The organism is Halorussus ruber (assembly GCF_004765785.1).
Taxonomy (GTDB): domain Archaea; phylum Halobacteriota; class Halobacteria; order Halobacteriales; family Haladaptataceae; genus Halorussus; species Halorussus ruber.
Genome location: NZ_ML219768.1, coordinates 30698 through 45566, shown reverse-complemented (window position 1 = coordinate 45566; position 14869 = coordinate 30698). Strand labels below are relative to the sequence as shown.

Sequence of the window (14869 nt, the reverse complement as noted above, 5' to 3'; positions counted from 1 at the left end):
ATTGTGGTGTATCTGATACCCTGCTTCCCGTCGCTCGCTACCCCCCGACCGCTACTCCTCGCGGCGGGCGACCTCGTGGCGACCGAAGCCGTACCGGAGGCGGTTCGCCAGTCGGCGGGAGAAGCGTCCATCTTCACGCGCTCTCGACCCGAATCGCTCGCCCAGCGCCTGATAGATGAGCGGCACCGGGACCTCCTGTTCGAGGGCCTCCTGAACCGTCCACGTGCCGGTCGAGCCACCGGCCACGTAGTCGTCCACGTCGCCGAGGTCGGTGCCCTCCTCGCGGAAGGCCTCCTCGCAGAGTTCGAGCAACCACGAGCGGATGACCGCGCCGTTGTTCCACGTCCGGGCGACCGCTTCGAGGTCGAGGTCGTACCGGCCCTCCGCCAGCAGTTCGAAGCCCTCGCCGTAGGCCTGCATCAGCGCGTACTCGACGCCGTTGTGAACCATCTTGACGTAGTGGCCCGACCCCGCGGGACCCATCCGGTCGTGGCCCTCGGGACCGGTCGCCACCGCGTCGAAGACGGGGGTCATCTCGTCGTAGGCCCACTCCGGCCCGCCGACCATCAGCGAGAAGCCCAGTTCCGCGCCAGCGGGACCGCCGGAGGTCCCGCAGTCGAGGTACGCTGACGGGGTCTGTTCGGCCCGGCGCGTCGAGTCCTCGAAGTAGGAGTTGCCGCCGTCCACGACGATGTCCTCGTCGCTCAGGTGCGGTTCGAGGTCGTCAAGCGCCGCGTCCACGGCCTCTCCGGCGGGGACCATCAGCCAGATTCGCTTCTCGTCGCCCAGTCGCTCGGCGAGGTCGGTGACGGAGTTGGCAGGGGTCGCGCCCGCTTCGGCGGCCGAGGCGACGGCCTCCTCGTCCAAGTCGAACGCTACCACGTCGTGGCCAGCGTCGAGTACTCGGTCCACGACGATGCGGCCCATCCGGCCCAGTCCGATAACTCCCAGTTGCATGGGTTAGGGTGGTTTGGGGGCGAAGGTAGGGGTTGCGGTTCTGCTTCGCTCGGAAATGAAGTTTCCGGAATCGTCAGTCTTCGAATTCCACCACGGTCGGTACGTGGTCGCTAGCGTCAATCCACTCGTCATAGGTGCCGATAGTGTAGTTCTGTATGGGGGTTATCGCTCTGTCCGGGGCAAAGATGTAGTCGATGTGATACTTCTTCTCCGGCTTTTTGTGCATAAAGAAGGTCGCGTCATCCTCGTCTCCAAATTCGGCGTCGTTGTGATGATGGTAGACGCTCTGAAGTCCGAGTTCGTTCAGAACCTTGACTGTCTCCATGAAGTCACCACGGAGTGGACTTTTCGGCGACTCGTCCCACCTGACGTTCCAATTGAAGTCGCCAGCGACGATTGCATCGGATTCTACGAAGTCCTGATACTGCTGGAGAGCAGTAAACACCTGACCGATGTAACGATTTCTCGGATTACTTTCGTCGTTCATCGCCCACACTGCAAGCAGATCTCTTGCTCCGTTCACTTCTACTGGTACAACATATTGGCTCTCCGCTGTCTCGTCGTCCGCGAGTTCAAGCGTGAGTCCGTTTCTGGCGAAGACACCAAGACCTTTGTTCTCGTTCTCACCGACCCAAACCCAGTCGGAAAACTCCGACCAGTCGCCTTTCGAGTCCGGATTTTCGCACTCCTGAATCACGAGTACGTCGGGGTTATATTGGAGTATTTGGTCCTGCTTTTTCCGGAACGCCATGTTGCAGTTCCACGTGGCGAGCGTCGTCATGTAATACCGAATACAATGTTTTTAAATAAATCGTTCGACAGTAGAGAATCATGAAACGGCGGTCAGTTCTTGGATTCGCAGTAATGGCCGCGGCTACCGGTAGTGCTGGATGTACTCGATCTTTCTTTGGGTCTAAACAGTATCGACTCTGGTTCGTTAAAATTCACAACGGAACTGCTAGCGACCAAAGCGTCGATATCCGCGTCCTTCGCAATGGTGGGGTGGTATTCGAACACGAGTACGAGAATATCCCGAGTTTCCAAGACGACCAAATCGAAAAAGCGTCGTTCGCGGCGATGGATAGTGCCCGACTAATCGAAGACGAGTGGGAAATTCAGGATGGAACCTACACCATCGAATACAGGCTCTCTGGACAAGATTCGTTCGTGCATGTGGATGTTGACGAAATCGGCGAGTTCGAGTCTGAGGACATTGGCATCAACATGCAACTCTTAGGCGGAGAGCAAGCCAAAGTGGGGTTCAAACTCCTCGAATTCGGTTCCAAGGAGCAGGCGACTGGGTTCGTGAGTACCGTTACGAATCAATCCGACAAGTGACGAGTTGCGTCACGAGGACCATCGCCCGCCCGGCCATCACCCTGAACCACCCACACACAGACGAGAACCTTTATCAGTACCCGTCTTCTCCGATAACGTATGAGGCTGACTGTGTCGGTAGTACGTCGAACAGTGTAATCCAGCGGCGCGTTTTCTCGCCGAACTGACGACCCGACAGAGCCAGCTACAGCTACACCATGACTGACGTTCCCGACAGCTACGACCCCGAGCAAGTCGAACCGAAGTGGCAAGAAGAGTGGCGAGGCTCCGAGATTTACAACCCCGAGGGCGAGCCGGACTACGTCATCGACACTCCTCCGCCGTACCCGACCGGCCAGCTCCACCTCGGCCACGCACTCGGCTGGAGCTACATGGACTTCGCGGCCCGGTTCCACCGACTGCTGGGCGAGGAGGTCCTCTTCCCGCAGGGCTGGGACTGCCACGGCCTGCCGACCGAAGTCAAAGTCGAGGAGGAGGAGAACATCCACCGGACCGACGTCCCCCGCGAGGAGTTCCGCGACCTCTGCGTCGAGTACACCGAGCGCCGCATCGACGGGATGAAAGAGACGATGCAGTCGCTTGGCTTCTCGCAGGACTGGGAGGCCGAGTACCGCACGATGGACGCCGACTACTGGGAGAAGACCCAGCGGTCGTTCGTCGAGATGGCCGACGGCGAGGACGACTACGTCTACCGCGACGAACACCCCGTCAACTGGTGCCCGCGGTGTGAGACCGCCATCGCCGACGCGGAGGTCGAGAACATCGACCGCGAGGGGACGCTCCACTACATCACCTTCCCCGGCGTGGACAACGACGACATCCAGATTGCGACCACCCGGCCCGAACTGCTGGCGGCCTGCGTCGGCATGGCGGTCAGTCCCGACGACGAGCGCTACGAGGACCGCATCGGCGACACCTTCGAGGTCCCGCTGTTCGGCCAGGAGGTCGAACTCATCGCCGACGACGACGTGGACGGCGACTTCGGGACCGGCGCGGTCATGATTTGTACCTTCGGCGACAAGCAGGACGTCGATTGGTGGGCCGAACACGACCTCGACCTCCGTCCGGTCTTCACCGAGGACGGCCACCTCAACCACCTCGCGGGCGACTACGAGGGCCTGAAAATCGAGGAGGCCAAGGGACTCATCGCCGACGATTTGGAGGCGGAAGGACTCCTCGAAGACACCGAACCCACCGACCAGTCGGTCGGCGCGTGCTGGCGGTGTGACACGCCCATCGAAATCCTCTCGAAGGAGCAGTGGTTCGTCGAGGTGCGTCAGGACGAGATTCTGGAGAAGGCAGAGCAGGTCGAGTGGATTCCGGACCACATGTACGACCGCCTCGAAGACTGGACCGAGGGGATGGAGTGGGACTGGGTCATCTCCCGCCAGCGCGTGTTCGCCACCCCAATCCCGGCGTGGTTCTGCGGGAACGACGACTGCGAGTACGTCCACGTCGCCGAAATCGGCGAACTCCCGCTGGACCCGACCGAGACCGACCCCGAAATCGACGCCTGTCCCGAGTGCGGCGGCGAGGATTGGGAGGGCGAGACCGACGTGATGGACACGTGGATGGACTCGTCCATCTCGCCGATGCACGTTCAGGGCTGGCCGGACGAGGAGTTCACGCCGACCACGCTCCGCGAGCAGGGTCACGACATCATCCGGACGTGGGCGTTCTACACCCTCCTGCGTGTCACCGCGCTCGAAGACGAGATTCCGTGGGAGGAGTCGCTGGTCAACGGGATGGTCTTCGGCGACGACGGCCACAAGATGAGCAAGTCTCGGGGCAACGCGGTCGGCCCCGAGGAGGCCATCGAGGAGTACAGCGCCGACTCGGTTCGACAGGCCCTCGCGCTCGGCGGCCAACCCGGCAGCGACATCCAGTTCCAGTGGAAGGAGGTCAAGTCGGCCTCGCGGTTCCTCACCAAGTTCTGGAACATCTTCCAGTTCTCCGCCGACCACTTCGACGAGGACACGCCCGAAATCGACGCTCCGGCCTACCGCGACGCCGACAAGTGGATTCTGACGAAGCTCTCGCGGACTGCCGACGCCGTCGAGGAGGACATGGCCGAGTACCGCTTCGACGCCGCGCTCCGCAAGCTACGGGAGTTCGTCTGGAACGACCTCGCCGACGACTACCTCGAACTCGTCAAGGGTCGCCTCTACGAGGGCCGCCCCGGCGAGCGCGACGCCGCCCGGAAGGCCCTCTACACCGCGGTCTCGGCCTCGGTCCGGATGCTCGCGCCCTTCTCGCCCCACTTCGCCGACGAGGTCTACCACTACCTCCCCGGTACGGAGGGGAGCGTCCACGCCGCCTCGTGGCCCGACGTGGAGTTCGCCGACGAGGAGGCCGCCGAGAAGGGCGACCTCATCGCGGAGGTCGCCAGCGAGATTCGCGCCTGGAAGTCCGACGAGGGGATGGCGCTCAACGCCGACCTCGACCGCGTCGAAATCTACTCGGAGTACGGCCGCGAGTGGGACACCTACGACCTGAGCGAGGCCGTCAACGCGCCGGTCTACCCCGAGGCGGGCGAACCCAACGTCGAACTCGTCCCGGTCGGAATCGACCCCGACCACAGCCAGATAGGCCCGCAGTTCCGCGACAAGGCCGGGCAGGTCATCGGCGCGCTCGAATCCGCCGACCTGACCCAACTCAAGAACCAGAAGGAAATCGAGGGCGAGATTAGCCTCACCGTCGACGGCGAGGAGGTCACTATCGAGGGTGACGCCGTCGGCATCGAAGAGGAGTACCGCGCCGAGAGCGGCGAGGAAGTCGAGGTGCTGGAGACCGACCGCGCGACGGTTCTGGTCTTCCCCTGAGGATTCGCCTCCGTTTTTATAGAGCGATAGAGTTCAATCTACCATCATGGATTAGAGATCATTAAATCTTGGTGATTATTCATACAATTATCTAATTACTTAGAATGATTAGAGTAAGACGGGTTCCTTCAACATCCCATTTTTATTGTGCTAGTAGAGGGTATAGAAAGTTTAATGGGATGACTTGACATTTGAATCAACTATGGCAAACGGACAGAAACTCATAATTGATTATCTTAATGGTTCTGTCTTTGAGCGTTCTATTGGGATGCTAGCTAAATTACTTGTAGAAGGCATAACATTTGCGGTCTTTTCGGGAATCATTACTGGAGGGGCCTTCTTAGTGATTACTCATACTTATTTATCCCTTCCTCCGCATACCAACCTTAGTTATGTTTTCACTGGATCGTTTTTATTGACGTTTAAGAAAGGTTGGTGTTTTCAGACCCGAATAACGACTGAAGAATCTGAGAAAAGCAAGAATTAGCCCATTATCCTCCCGGGACCTCTTCGAACAAAACGGCCCGGTAATTGTAATCCCTCAGCAGCCAATTGAGTGAGGGCATGTAAGGCATTAATAAATGTTGCTCCCATCACAATGATTCCTAACGCGCTTAACGGAATGGTCTTCTTTCCCATAAATATGTCATAAGCAGGGTACAAAAAAGCGATCCCCGTAGCTGCTGCCGGATACCCAAACGTAACGGCAACAGAGCCAAAGACAATACTGATAAATGTAACTGCACTGAAATATGAGAGTGCAAATATTCCAGCTAGGAATTTTTCTTTTGTGGACTTATCCTCGAAATCGTTCGAGTCGTTAGTATCCAGAGTTCCTTGACCAATCAACACACCCCAACCGACCCACGCGAGAAATGCAAAAGTAGCGTATCTTCCGCCTGCACTAAAGCCAATGAGGAGAGCAGGAATGGACCAAAACCCAACTCCAATAAACGCAAGCACTGTTGACGATAAGGAGTTTAGGAGATAGCGAATTGACGCACGGAATGCACCGGGATACTGGACCATTGTATTACAGTAAAATAGTTCCACATTATTTAAAAGTTTATGGGAAGAAGAAGGATTTTGGTTCTAATATTAGACGTCTTTTCCCTGGTTTCTTGCCAAAATTGCAGTCTGATATGGCTATTAATAGTAAAATGATACCTGCGTTTAAACGAGGATTATAGTATTGTTTCTATAATGTCTGCTCTTTTTTGCGCTCGCTGATTTTTCACTCTCCGCCGTTCTCGAACCGGTGATAGGGGTGGCGGTGCGTGTCGCGGATGATGTCCTCGTCCGTGACCTTCAGACCGAGTTCGTCTAACTCCTCGCCGATGCGACTCAGGTCGTCGCCGTCGGTGCCGACCGCCCGGACGAGGACGTTGGCCTCGCCCTTCATCACCTCTTGGACCTCGACCACGCCGGAGACCTCGACCGCTTTCTCGGCTAGCTCCTCGCGGTCGGGAATCGGCGCGGTGCAGACGATGAGTGTGAACAGCTGGAACCCGGTCTCCTCGTAGTCCACGTCGGCGTGATAGCCCCGGATGACGCCGTCCGCTTCGAGTTGTTGGATTCGGTTCCTGACGGTGCTGGGAGAAACGTCGAGTTTCTCCGCGATGTCGCTCGACGAGGTACGTCGGGCGTCCGCTTGGAGCGCGTAGACGATTTGCTTGTCCAAGTCGTCGAGTTCTCGAACTCCCATTCTGAGCGGGAGTTGTGGACGGAGGATAATAACGGTGGGCCACTGAACACGCCCGGCCTGATATTTATTCGGCGTCTCGGTGTCAGAACGCGATTCCAATATTTAATGGCATTGGCGAAAGCCCAAAAAACACTAACCGCTGGCTCTCTAACCCCCGACCAATGTCAGCGTCGATGGGTACGGCTCAAATCGGCCTCAGACTAATCGCGGGAGTGTTGCTCATACTGGCGAACGGCTTCTTCGTCGCCATCGAGTTCGCGTTGACGCGGGCTCGCCAGTTCACCGAGAGCGAGTTCGTGGACGGCGACTCCCGGCTCGAACGGGCGTGGGAGATGACCCAGAACCTCGAACTGTACCTGACGACCTGCCAAGTCGGAATCACGGCGTCGAGCATCGCGGTCGGTATCGTCGCCGAACCCGCACTTGCGGCGCTGTTCGCGCCGCTGTTCGCTGGCACGACGCTCGCGACGATTGGAGCGGGGGCGATTATCGCGTACGCCATCATCAACCTCATCCACCTGACCCACGGCGAGCAGGCCCCGACCTACCTCGGCGTCGAGCGCTCGCGGATGGTCTGCCGCTACGGTGCGACGCCGCTCTACTGGTTCTACAAGATTATCTCGCCGCTCATCACGCTCGGCGACTACGTTGCGAAGTGGACGCTCAAGCTCTTCGGCATCGAGATGACGGGCGCGTGGCTCGAAACCGAGGAGGACGCCATCGAGACCCGCGCGCAACTCCACAACCGACTCAACTCGGTGCTGGAGCGGGGCGAACTCTCCGACGAGCGCCACGAGGAGGTCCTGAGCGCGCTCGCCGCCGGAGACAAGGCCGTCGAGTCGGTGATGGTCGAAGGCGAGAACGCGATTTACCTCTCGACGGAGGACTCGATAGACGAGAACCTCCACCGGATGTCCTCCTCGCCTCACACCCGGTACCCGCTGGTCGGGACCGACGAGGGGGACTTCCGCGGTATCGTCTACGTCCCGGCGGTCCTCGATAACGTGGACGAGTTGCGCGACGGCGAAATCAGCTTGGAGGACATCGCCGCACCGCCGATGACGGTCTCGGCCACCACGACCGTCAGCGACGCCATCGACCAGTTCCAGGCCGAGAGTCAGGAACTCGCGCTCGTCCTCTCGGACGGCGAAGTCGTCGGCCTCGTCACCGCGACCGACGCGCTCGAAGCCGTGATGGGCGAAATCGAGGACCCGCTCGACGAACGGCACCGACCCGGCGCGGTCCCGAGTTGACGCTTCGCGGCCTCCAACGCGGAATACATCATTCTGTATTTCTTTACCGCATCTAATTATTTGTTTCACACGTCTCTGCCATTTCCCTCGGCGAGTCGAACCCGCGCGAGGAATCATCGCCGTTATCACTTCGACGCACGACTCCGACGACATGGACCAGCGAGTCTACGACCACGCAGAGACCCTAGTCGATTGGAGCGCGCGCGTCGAGGAGGGAGACAACGTCGTCGTCCGAGTGGACGAGGGCGCACACGACCTCGCGGTCGCGGTGGCCGAGAAACTCGGCGAGCGCGGCGCGAACTACCTGACGACGTACATCTCCGACGAGGTCGAGGCGGCGTTCGTCCAGAGCCACGACGGCGACTTCGACCAAGACCCCGACTTCGAGACCGAGATGCTCGACCGCGCCGACTCGGTGCTGTCGCTGCGCGCGAACCGGAACACGACCACGAAGGCCTCGGTCCCCGGCGAGAAGCGCGCCGCCTACCGGAAGTCCCGAACCGGCATCCGCGCTCGCCGGATGGACACCGACTGGGTCTCGACCATCCACCCGACTCGCGCGCTGGCCCAGCAGGCCGGGATGGGCTACCGCGAGTATCAGGACTTCGTCTACGACGCCGTCCTGCGCGACTGGGAGGAACTCGCTGACCAGATGGCGAACATGAAAGAGTTGCTGGACGAGGGGAGCGAGGTCCGCATCGTCAAAGCCGAGACCGACCTCACGATGTCCATCGAGGGCCGAACCGCGGTCAACAGCGCCGCGTCGGTGGCCTACGACTCGCACAACCTGCCCAGCGGCGAGGTCTTCACCGCGCCCTACGACCCCGAGGGCGAGGTCTACTTCGACGTGCCGATGACTCACGACGGCGAGCGCATCCGGGACGTGCATCTCACCTTCGAGGACGGCGAAGTCGTGGACTGGTCGGCCGAGACCGGCGAGGCGGCCCTCGACGCCATCCTGACGACCGACGAGGGCGCGAAGCGACTCGGCGAACTCGGCATCGGCATGAATCGCGGCATCGACCGGTTCACCGACAGCATCCTCTTCGACGAGAAGATGGGCGACACCATCCACCTCGCGGTCGGCCGAGCGTACTCCTCGTGTCTCCCCGAGGGCGAGGAGGGCAACCAGAGCGCGGTCCACGTGGACATGATTACCGACGTGAGCGAGGACTCCCGGATGGAAATCGACGGGGAAGTCGTCCAGCGCAACGGGACCTTCCGGTGGGAAGACGGGTTCGAGGAGTAGTCGCGGTCTTTTTCATCGACGTTTTTCGAGGAGCGTGTCCGAGGGAGCGAAGCGACCGAGGACACCGACGAGGAAAAAGGTCGGGGTAAGACGGGTTCGAGGAGTAGTCGCGGTCTTTTTCATCGACGTTTTACGAAGCAGATAGCTTCGAGGAGAAGGAAGAAGCCACCAGTATCGGGAAGTTGATTATCGCCAGCGGACCCAGAGAACGACGAGTGCAAGGAGGAAGCCGACGAGAGCGGGACCGATAACCAGCGAGAATAGGTCAAGATTGTGTCCCGCAAGAACTGCATACACGAAGCTAACCGGGATAAGGTAAATGAGCAGCTTGAACCCCAAGCTAAATCCGTTGTAAACCCAATCGGCGAGGTCTATTTCCTCCTCACTCTGCCGATATCCGCCGCTGGTTCGATACTGGTGGCCCATATCGACTGAGAGTACGGTCCGACTGTATAATATATTTTTCCTAATGTAGTGACATCCAATCCCTGGTTCCTGTACTGTGTTTACTCCTAAAAAGCCACAACCTGATAGAAGCCGCCTGATGAAATGTAAATGAAAACACTCAAACCGAATTATCGGAAAATGGACCATATGGCAGGTAGTACACGCCACTTTGACCTTTACGACTTCTTTAGTGTACTAATTCCCGGTGTGTTATTTCTCTCTGGATTTTATCTCTTTCTGCCTCAAGGATTGAACGTTGGTGACCCGGTCGTCTCGCTAAGTTTGCTATTTCCAATTCTTGCAGGGGGGTACATAGCAGGTCGGTTTTTGCATATTTCTGCTGATTGGTTGGAGCGTACCTTGCCGACGGTTGTCTCCCATCGGGAGTTGCTTCAAGATGAACTCCTTTCGTTGACAACTGACGAAGAAAGTCCAAAAATCGTGGACGAAGACACCCTCCGGCAGTTTTGCAACGAGTGTACGCAGGCTTTCGACTTGGACTTCGATTTTCCCCCCTCGAAAGAGGAAGTGGAGGCCGAATTCACCGAAAGCGGTGAAGAAGATGATGAGGCGAACGACGGCAATGATGGGACGAGTACACAGGGCAAAGACGATGGAAGAATCGACCAAATTCGGTCGGCAATTGGTGATGACGAGCCAGATACGCAGGAACGCGCCAAAACGATAATCTCACGACGAGTCGGAATGGTGTATTCCCTCGTCCGTGGTAATATCCATTTCGATGCGAGAGGCCGTTCGCGGACGTTCCAAGCGATTTTCGCCTTCTATCGAAGCACTCAGTTGGCGTTTCTTTTGTTAGGTGGTCTATATTTCATGGCCGCGATATGGATCTACTTGTCCGACGTTGAACAACTGGTGTTTTTCAGCTTTACTGCAGATGTATCGGGTTTGCCTCGACTGCTCCCCTATCCAACCAAAATATATAGCATCCAAACCATGGAAATCGGGATTTTCGTCGCAGAAATTCTATTCGTCCTTGCCGTGTTCTACATCTCGTTCGAACGAGCGAAGGAAACGTATAGAGATTATTATATACAATATCTAGTGACAGATTTTCTACTGATACAGCAGTTCAACCGTCAGCAAGACCGGATTGCTATTTCTATTGACGAGGAATCCGGAAGTCTCTCCGTCGGTATTTCAGATGAATAATCTCTCGCAGTACTCGGCATGTCTCGGGATTTGCCGCGCTACAGTGTGCTGAGATGAACCCAGACTCCGAGCATTCCTCTTTCGTCTGAAGTAGTTTTTATAAAAATAGTGACTTATTACGCCGCTTCCATAGTTTATTTATTTGCACCAGCATTTGGTGTGAGTGGTTCCGACAATGGATAAAACGAGGCGCTCATTCCTGAAGACCACGGCAGCAGCCGGATTGACACTTAGCGCGGTTCGTCCCGTCGCGGCCGGGGACGACACCCGCTACGTCGTCAATACCGACGGGAGCGGCGTGAAATCGAACATCGAGGACGCTGGCTACAGCATCCAGCACGAACTCGGTGGCAACGTCTATCTGGCGGTCGGGTCGAGCGACGACCGAACTGCACTCGAGGACGTCAACGGCGTCGGAGACGTCGCCCGCGACGTGAACCTCGACTTCGAGAAGCCCGAGAAAGAACACGAGAACACCACCACGGACGACGACCTCTATCCCTATCAGTGGGACAAGCAGGTCACGGACGTGCCCGAGGCACACGACACGACGACGGGCGAGGGCACCCGACTCGCCATCATCGACACGGGTATCGACGTGGACCACCCCGACCTGCAGGCCAACGTCAACGCCGACGCGGGACGGCTGTTCAAGCACGGCGACATCCTTCACGACGAACAGGACGTGTACGGCCACGGTACTCACGTCGCGGGGATTACCGCCGCGAGCGACGACGGCACCACGGGCGTCGTCGGTACCGCGCCGGACGCCGAACTCGTCTCGCTCCGAGTGTTCTACTACGAGGACTACGACGGCGACGGCGAGGCCGAACTCTACACCACGGTCGGCGACATCCTCACCGCCATCGACTACGCGGCCAGCATCGACGCCGACGCCGCGAACATGTCCATCGGCACGCCGCCGCTCCCGCCGCAGGTCAACGGTAGCGGCATCCGCGGAGCCTACGAGCGAGTGGTCCGGAGCGCGACCCAGCGCGACACCGTCATCGTCGCCAGCGCGGGCAACAGCGGCGCTGACCTCCAACACGAGGGCTACTTCACGACCCCGAACAGCATCTCGGGCGCGATGAGTATCTCGGCGACCGGACCGAACGACAAGCGCGTGTTCTACTCGAACTACGGCACCAACGAGATCGACGTCGGCGCGCCCGGCGGCGGGTACGAGACCCTCGACAAGACGCTCTCGGACAGCACCGAGTGGCCGTACCCGACCAACCTCGTGCTGTCGTCGGTGCCGCCGGACATCTACGGCGCGTACTACGCCTACTTCGCGGGCACCTCGATGGCCGCGCCGCAGGTGACCGGGACGGTCGGACTCGTCCGAAGCCAGTCGCCCGACGCGAACAGCGAGAAGGTCGAGAAGGCCATCCGAGAGGGTGCCGAGGGCGTGGACGGTCAGAGTAGCGCCGACATCGGTGCGGGCCGACTCAACGCCGACAAGGCCCTCGACGCTGGTGGGCTGAAGTAACGCGGCGCAGAGGCAGTCACACGTTCCCTTCCCCACTTCTCCCCTTTTCTACCCTCTTTCCCTTTCCCATTTCCTCCCCCTTTCTACCCTTTCCTACTTCCTCTGTCGCTGTTCCGTCCCGGGCGGAGTACCCAAATTCGTGCAGTCCCAACTGTCGAGCATGCTCGACCGAAACGCCGAGGCGGTCGCGGTCGGCGGCCTCGCCGATGCCGGAATCGCCCTCGCCGCCGCGGTCGTCGCGCTCCCCGAGGAGGCCCGCTGGCCCGCCTTCGCCGGGGTCGCCGCGGGCGGACTCGTCGGCGGCTACCTCGCCGGGCGACTCGCTGGCGGGTCGTGGCGAAACCGGGTCCGGAGCGGTCTCCTCGCGGGTCTCGTCGGCGGCGCGGTCCTCGCGGTCGCGGTCTGGTGGTCGCTCCAGCCCGGCACTCCGGCGGGCGCGCTCTGGTCGGTCAACTACCTGCTGGCGACCGGCGCGGCGTGGCTCCCGCCGGGATTTGCGGCGCGCTACGACGCGCTTCTGGGAGTCGGGGCGGCGCTCGTCTGCGCAACTGTGTACGTCGCGGAAGGTGCCTTGGCGGGCGGTGCCGCGCCGGGCGGCGAGTCAGAAATCGTCGTGATTCGGGAGTAAGTGCGGCCAGTTGTCTCCACGCCGACTCTACCGCGAACGAAGGAACTGAGCGAGCGGCCCAAGCGAGGACCATCGGGACGAGCGCCGTGGTTTTTCCCTACGTTTTTGCAAGGTCGGCGCGTTCATGCGCCGACCGCAGGAAAAAGTAGTCTACCACCACTCGCTTCTGCGCTCCTCGTAGCTCGCGTTCCGGAAGGCGTCGGGCCACTCGGCGTCCTGCTCGAAGCCGAAACCGTATCCGAGCCAGTAGCCGACGTGCCAGCCCACGGCCTCGGTGTCGAGGTCGCTGAGCGTGATGCGGAGGTGGTCGTAGCGTTCGAGGGCGTTGTCACCGTCGGGGTCGGTCCCCCGGACTCGGCCGCAAGAGCCGCTCTCACCGGTCCGACAGGGTAGCTCCTCGCCGAACTCCACGACCACCTCGGCCTCGCTCCGGTTGTCCACGAACTCGAAGGAGGAGTTCGCCGGGACGGTGCCGTTCGCGCCGTCGGCGTAGTAATCGAGGGCGTGGCGGACCTGTCGGCGGACCTCCTCGGGGTTCGAGACGTTCTCGTCGGCGAGGTAGACCGTGAAGTTGGCGTCGGTCCACGGCAGTCTGCGCTCGGTGGCGTTGGGCCGAGGCAGGGTCTGCAACTGCGAGGAGGGTGCCATGACCGACTGGGGTTTCGCGGTGTGGTTCAGTCCGAGCGTGTGCCCGAGTTCGTGTTTCAGGATGAGGCGGGTCGATTCGTTGGAGTACGACCCCACGACTTCGATGGTCACCGGGCGGGAGACCTCTCCGCCGTAGTTGACGTATGGCGCGCACCCGGCGGGGTCGGTGACGTTGGCGCACGATTCGATGCTGTCCACGAACTCGACGACGATGTCGGGGTTCGATGCGTTCGATTCCAATCGATAGTCGATGTCGAATCCGGCGTAGCGCGTGCTGTTGTTCGCCCAGAAGTCGAGCGCGTCGGCCACGAGCGGCCGGAAGTTCCGAGAGTCGTTCGCGGTGTTGTTGATAGCGACTGTTAGCTGGTCGTCCCCCCACGGGTTCGGGCGGTTCGGCGTCTGGTCGGCGGTCAGCGCCCGCTCGTCTACGGTGCGGTCGTCCGTCGCGGTGTCCGGAGCCTCGGTCGCGCACCCGGCGAGGACGAGGAGGACGGCGACGAACAGTATTCGCCACATCGGAGTCTACGACAACGCTACCACGTATCAAACTTGGCGTGCGTTTCACGCCGGTCGAAATTCGCAGTAGGGGACTAAGGTCCTTGGCCGGTTGCTAAGGTCGCCCGACCGGCGTCGAAAGACGGGCTTAACCACCGTGTTGTTTTCTCACACAGTCGCTGGTTTGCTCGGCGTATGGACAAGACAGTCGTCCTGCCGGAGTTCCGAACCGTCGAGTCCGAGAACTTAGACGAACCCCAATCCGCCTACGCGACCGTGACACAGCGCGCCGACCATCGGCGCGTGATTTTCTCCGGCGCGCTCTCGCCGAGGGCGATTTGGCCGAGCAGGTCCGCACGGTGCTGACTCACCGACAGCACGCGCTCGAAGACCTCGGCGGGAGTTTGGACGACGTGGTGAAGATGCAGTTGTTCGTCCGCGAGGAGGTCCTCTCCCGCGAGACGCAGGCCGCGATTCACGAGGTCCGCGCCGACTTCTTCGACCGACCGCACTTCCCGGCGAGTACGATGGTCGGCGTCGCCAGCCTCCTTCATCCCGACGCCCTCGTGGAAATCGAAATCGAGGCCGAGATTCCCGACGACGAGTGGGAGACGACTGTTCTCACGGGCGAAGAGTGACTAACCACGTCTTTAGGAAATGAAATC

General features: G+C 60.0%; 15 protein-coding genes. 9 read left to right on the top strand and 6 right to left on the bottom strand.

Annotated elements, in window-relative coordinates; all coding sequences use genetic code 11:
- Positions 1-51: 51 nt before the first annotated feature.
- Entirely contained in the window at positions 52-957 is a 906-nt protein-coding gene (gene gnd, locus EPL01_RS00245) for a phosphogluconate dehydrogenase (NAD(+)-dependent, decarboxylating) (RefSeq protein ID WP_135823266.1), read from the bottom strand.
- Positions 958-1030: 73 nt separating this feature from the next.
- Positions 1031-1738, bottom strand: a complete 708-nt coding sequence (locus EPL01_RS00240; protein ID WP_135823265.1) for an endonuclease/exonuclease/phosphatase family protein — start codon at positions 1736-1738, stop codon at positions 1031-1033.
- 50 nt (positions 1739-1788) lie between these two features.
- Here EPL01_RS00240 and EPL01_RS00235 point away from each other — a divergent pair, with 50 nt between their 5' ends.
- Both EPL01_RS00235 and EPL01_RS00230 read left to right on the top strand, forming a co-directional pair.
- Positions 1789-2295 (top strand): hypothetical protein, encoded by a 507-nt coding sequence (locus EPL01_RS00235; RefSeq protein ID WP_135823264.1) that lies wholly within the window; start codon positions 1789-1791, stop codon positions 2293-2295.
- A gap of 197 nt (positions 2296-2492) precedes the next feature.
- Positions 2493-5117 (top strand): valine--tRNA ligase, encoded by a 2625-nt coding sequence (locus tag EPL01_RS00230; RefSeq protein WP_135823263.1) that lies wholly within the window; start codon positions 2493-2495, stop codon positions 5115-5117.
- A 483-nt stretch (positions 5118-5600) separates the two neighbouring features.
- Here the strand turns inward: EPL01_RS00230 and EPL01_RS00220 are convergent, their stop codons facing one another.
- Both EPL01_RS00220 and EPL01_RS00215 read right to left on the bottom strand, forming a co-directional pair.
- Positions 5601-6146, bottom strand: a complete 546-nt coding sequence (locus EPL01_RS00220) for a hypothetical protein (RefSeq protein WP_135823261.1) — start codon at positions 6144-6146, stop codon at positions 5601-5603.
- A 205-nt stretch (positions 6147-6351) separates the two neighbouring features.
- Entirely contained in the window at positions 6352-6822 is a 471-nt protein-coding gene (locus EPL01_RS00215) for an Lrp/AsnC family transcriptional regulator (protein ID WP_135823260.1), read from the bottom strand.
- A 173-nt stretch (positions 6823-6995) separates the two neighbouring features.
- On the opposite strand from EPL01_RS00215, the gene EPL01_RS00210 reads away from it, so the two are divergent.
- Positions 6996-8075, top strand: a complete 1080-nt coding sequence (locus EPL01_RS00210) for a CNNM domain-containing protein (RefSeq protein ID WP_135823617.1) — start codon at positions 6996-6998, stop codon at positions 8073-8075.
- A 151-nt stretch (positions 8076-8226) separates the two neighbouring features.
- Positions 8227-9324, top strand: coding sequence for an aminopeptidase (locus EPL01_RS00205; protein ID WP_135823259.1), 1098 nt, complete (start codon positions 8227-8229; stop codon positions 9322-9324).
- 186 nt (positions 9325-9510) lie between these two features.
- Here the strand turns inward: EPL01_RS00205 and EPL01_RS00200 are convergent, their stop codons facing one another.
- Positions 9511-9750 (bottom strand): hypothetical protein, encoded by a 240-nt coding sequence (locus EPL01_RS00200; RefSeq protein ID WP_135823258.1) that lies wholly within the window; start codon positions 9748-9750, stop codon positions 9511-9513.
- A 168-nt stretch (positions 9751-9918) separates the two neighbouring features.
- On the opposite strand from EPL01_RS00200, the gene EPL01_RS00195 reads away from it, so the two are divergent.
- From EPL01_RS00195 to EPL01_RS00185, 3 genes are all read left to right on the top strand, one after another.
- Positions 9919-10944, top strand: coding sequence for a hypothetical protein (locus EPL01_RS00195; protein ID WP_135823257.1), 1026 nt, complete (start codon positions 9919-9921; stop codon positions 10942-10944).
- 223 nt (positions 10945-11167) lie between these two features.
- Positions 11168-12433, top strand: coding sequence for a S8 family peptidase (locus tag EPL01_RS00190; protein ID WP_246045592.1), 1266 nt, complete (start codon positions 11168-11170; stop codon positions 12431-12433).
- Between the two features lie 139 nt (positions 12434-12572).
- The gene (locus EPL01_RS00185) at positions 12573-13061 is read left to right on the top strand and encodes a hypothetical protein (RefSeq protein ID WP_135823255.1); all 489 of its coding nucleotides are present in this window, start codon (positions 12573-12575) and stop codon (positions 13059-13061) included.
- 150 nt (positions 13062-13211) lie between these two features.
- On the opposite strand, the gene EPL01_RS00180 is transcribed toward EPL01_RS00185, so the two are convergent.
- Positions 13212-14225, bottom strand: a complete 1014-nt coding sequence (locus EPL01_RS00180; protein WP_135823254.1) for a matrixin family metalloprotease — start codon at positions 14223-14225, stop codon at positions 13212-13214.
- Between the two features lie 174 nt (positions 14226-14399).
- Between EPL01_RS00180 and EPL01_RS21295 the strand changes: the two genes are divergently transcribed.
- Positions 14400-14570: a hypothetical protein gene (locus EPL01_RS21295; RefSeq protein ID WP_168215767.1), complete on the top strand. Its 171-nt coding sequence runs from the start codon at positions 14400-14402 to the stop codon at positions 14568-14570.
- On the top strand, positions 14543-14842 hold the full coding sequence (locus tag EPL01_RS00175) for a RidA family protein (protein ID WP_168215766.1): 300 nt from the start codon (positions 14543-14545) through the stop codon (positions 14840-14842). The genes EPL01_RS21295 and EPL01_RS00175 overlap by 28 nt, the downstream gene beginning before the upstream one ends.
- Positions 14843-14869: the final 27 nt, after the last annotated feature.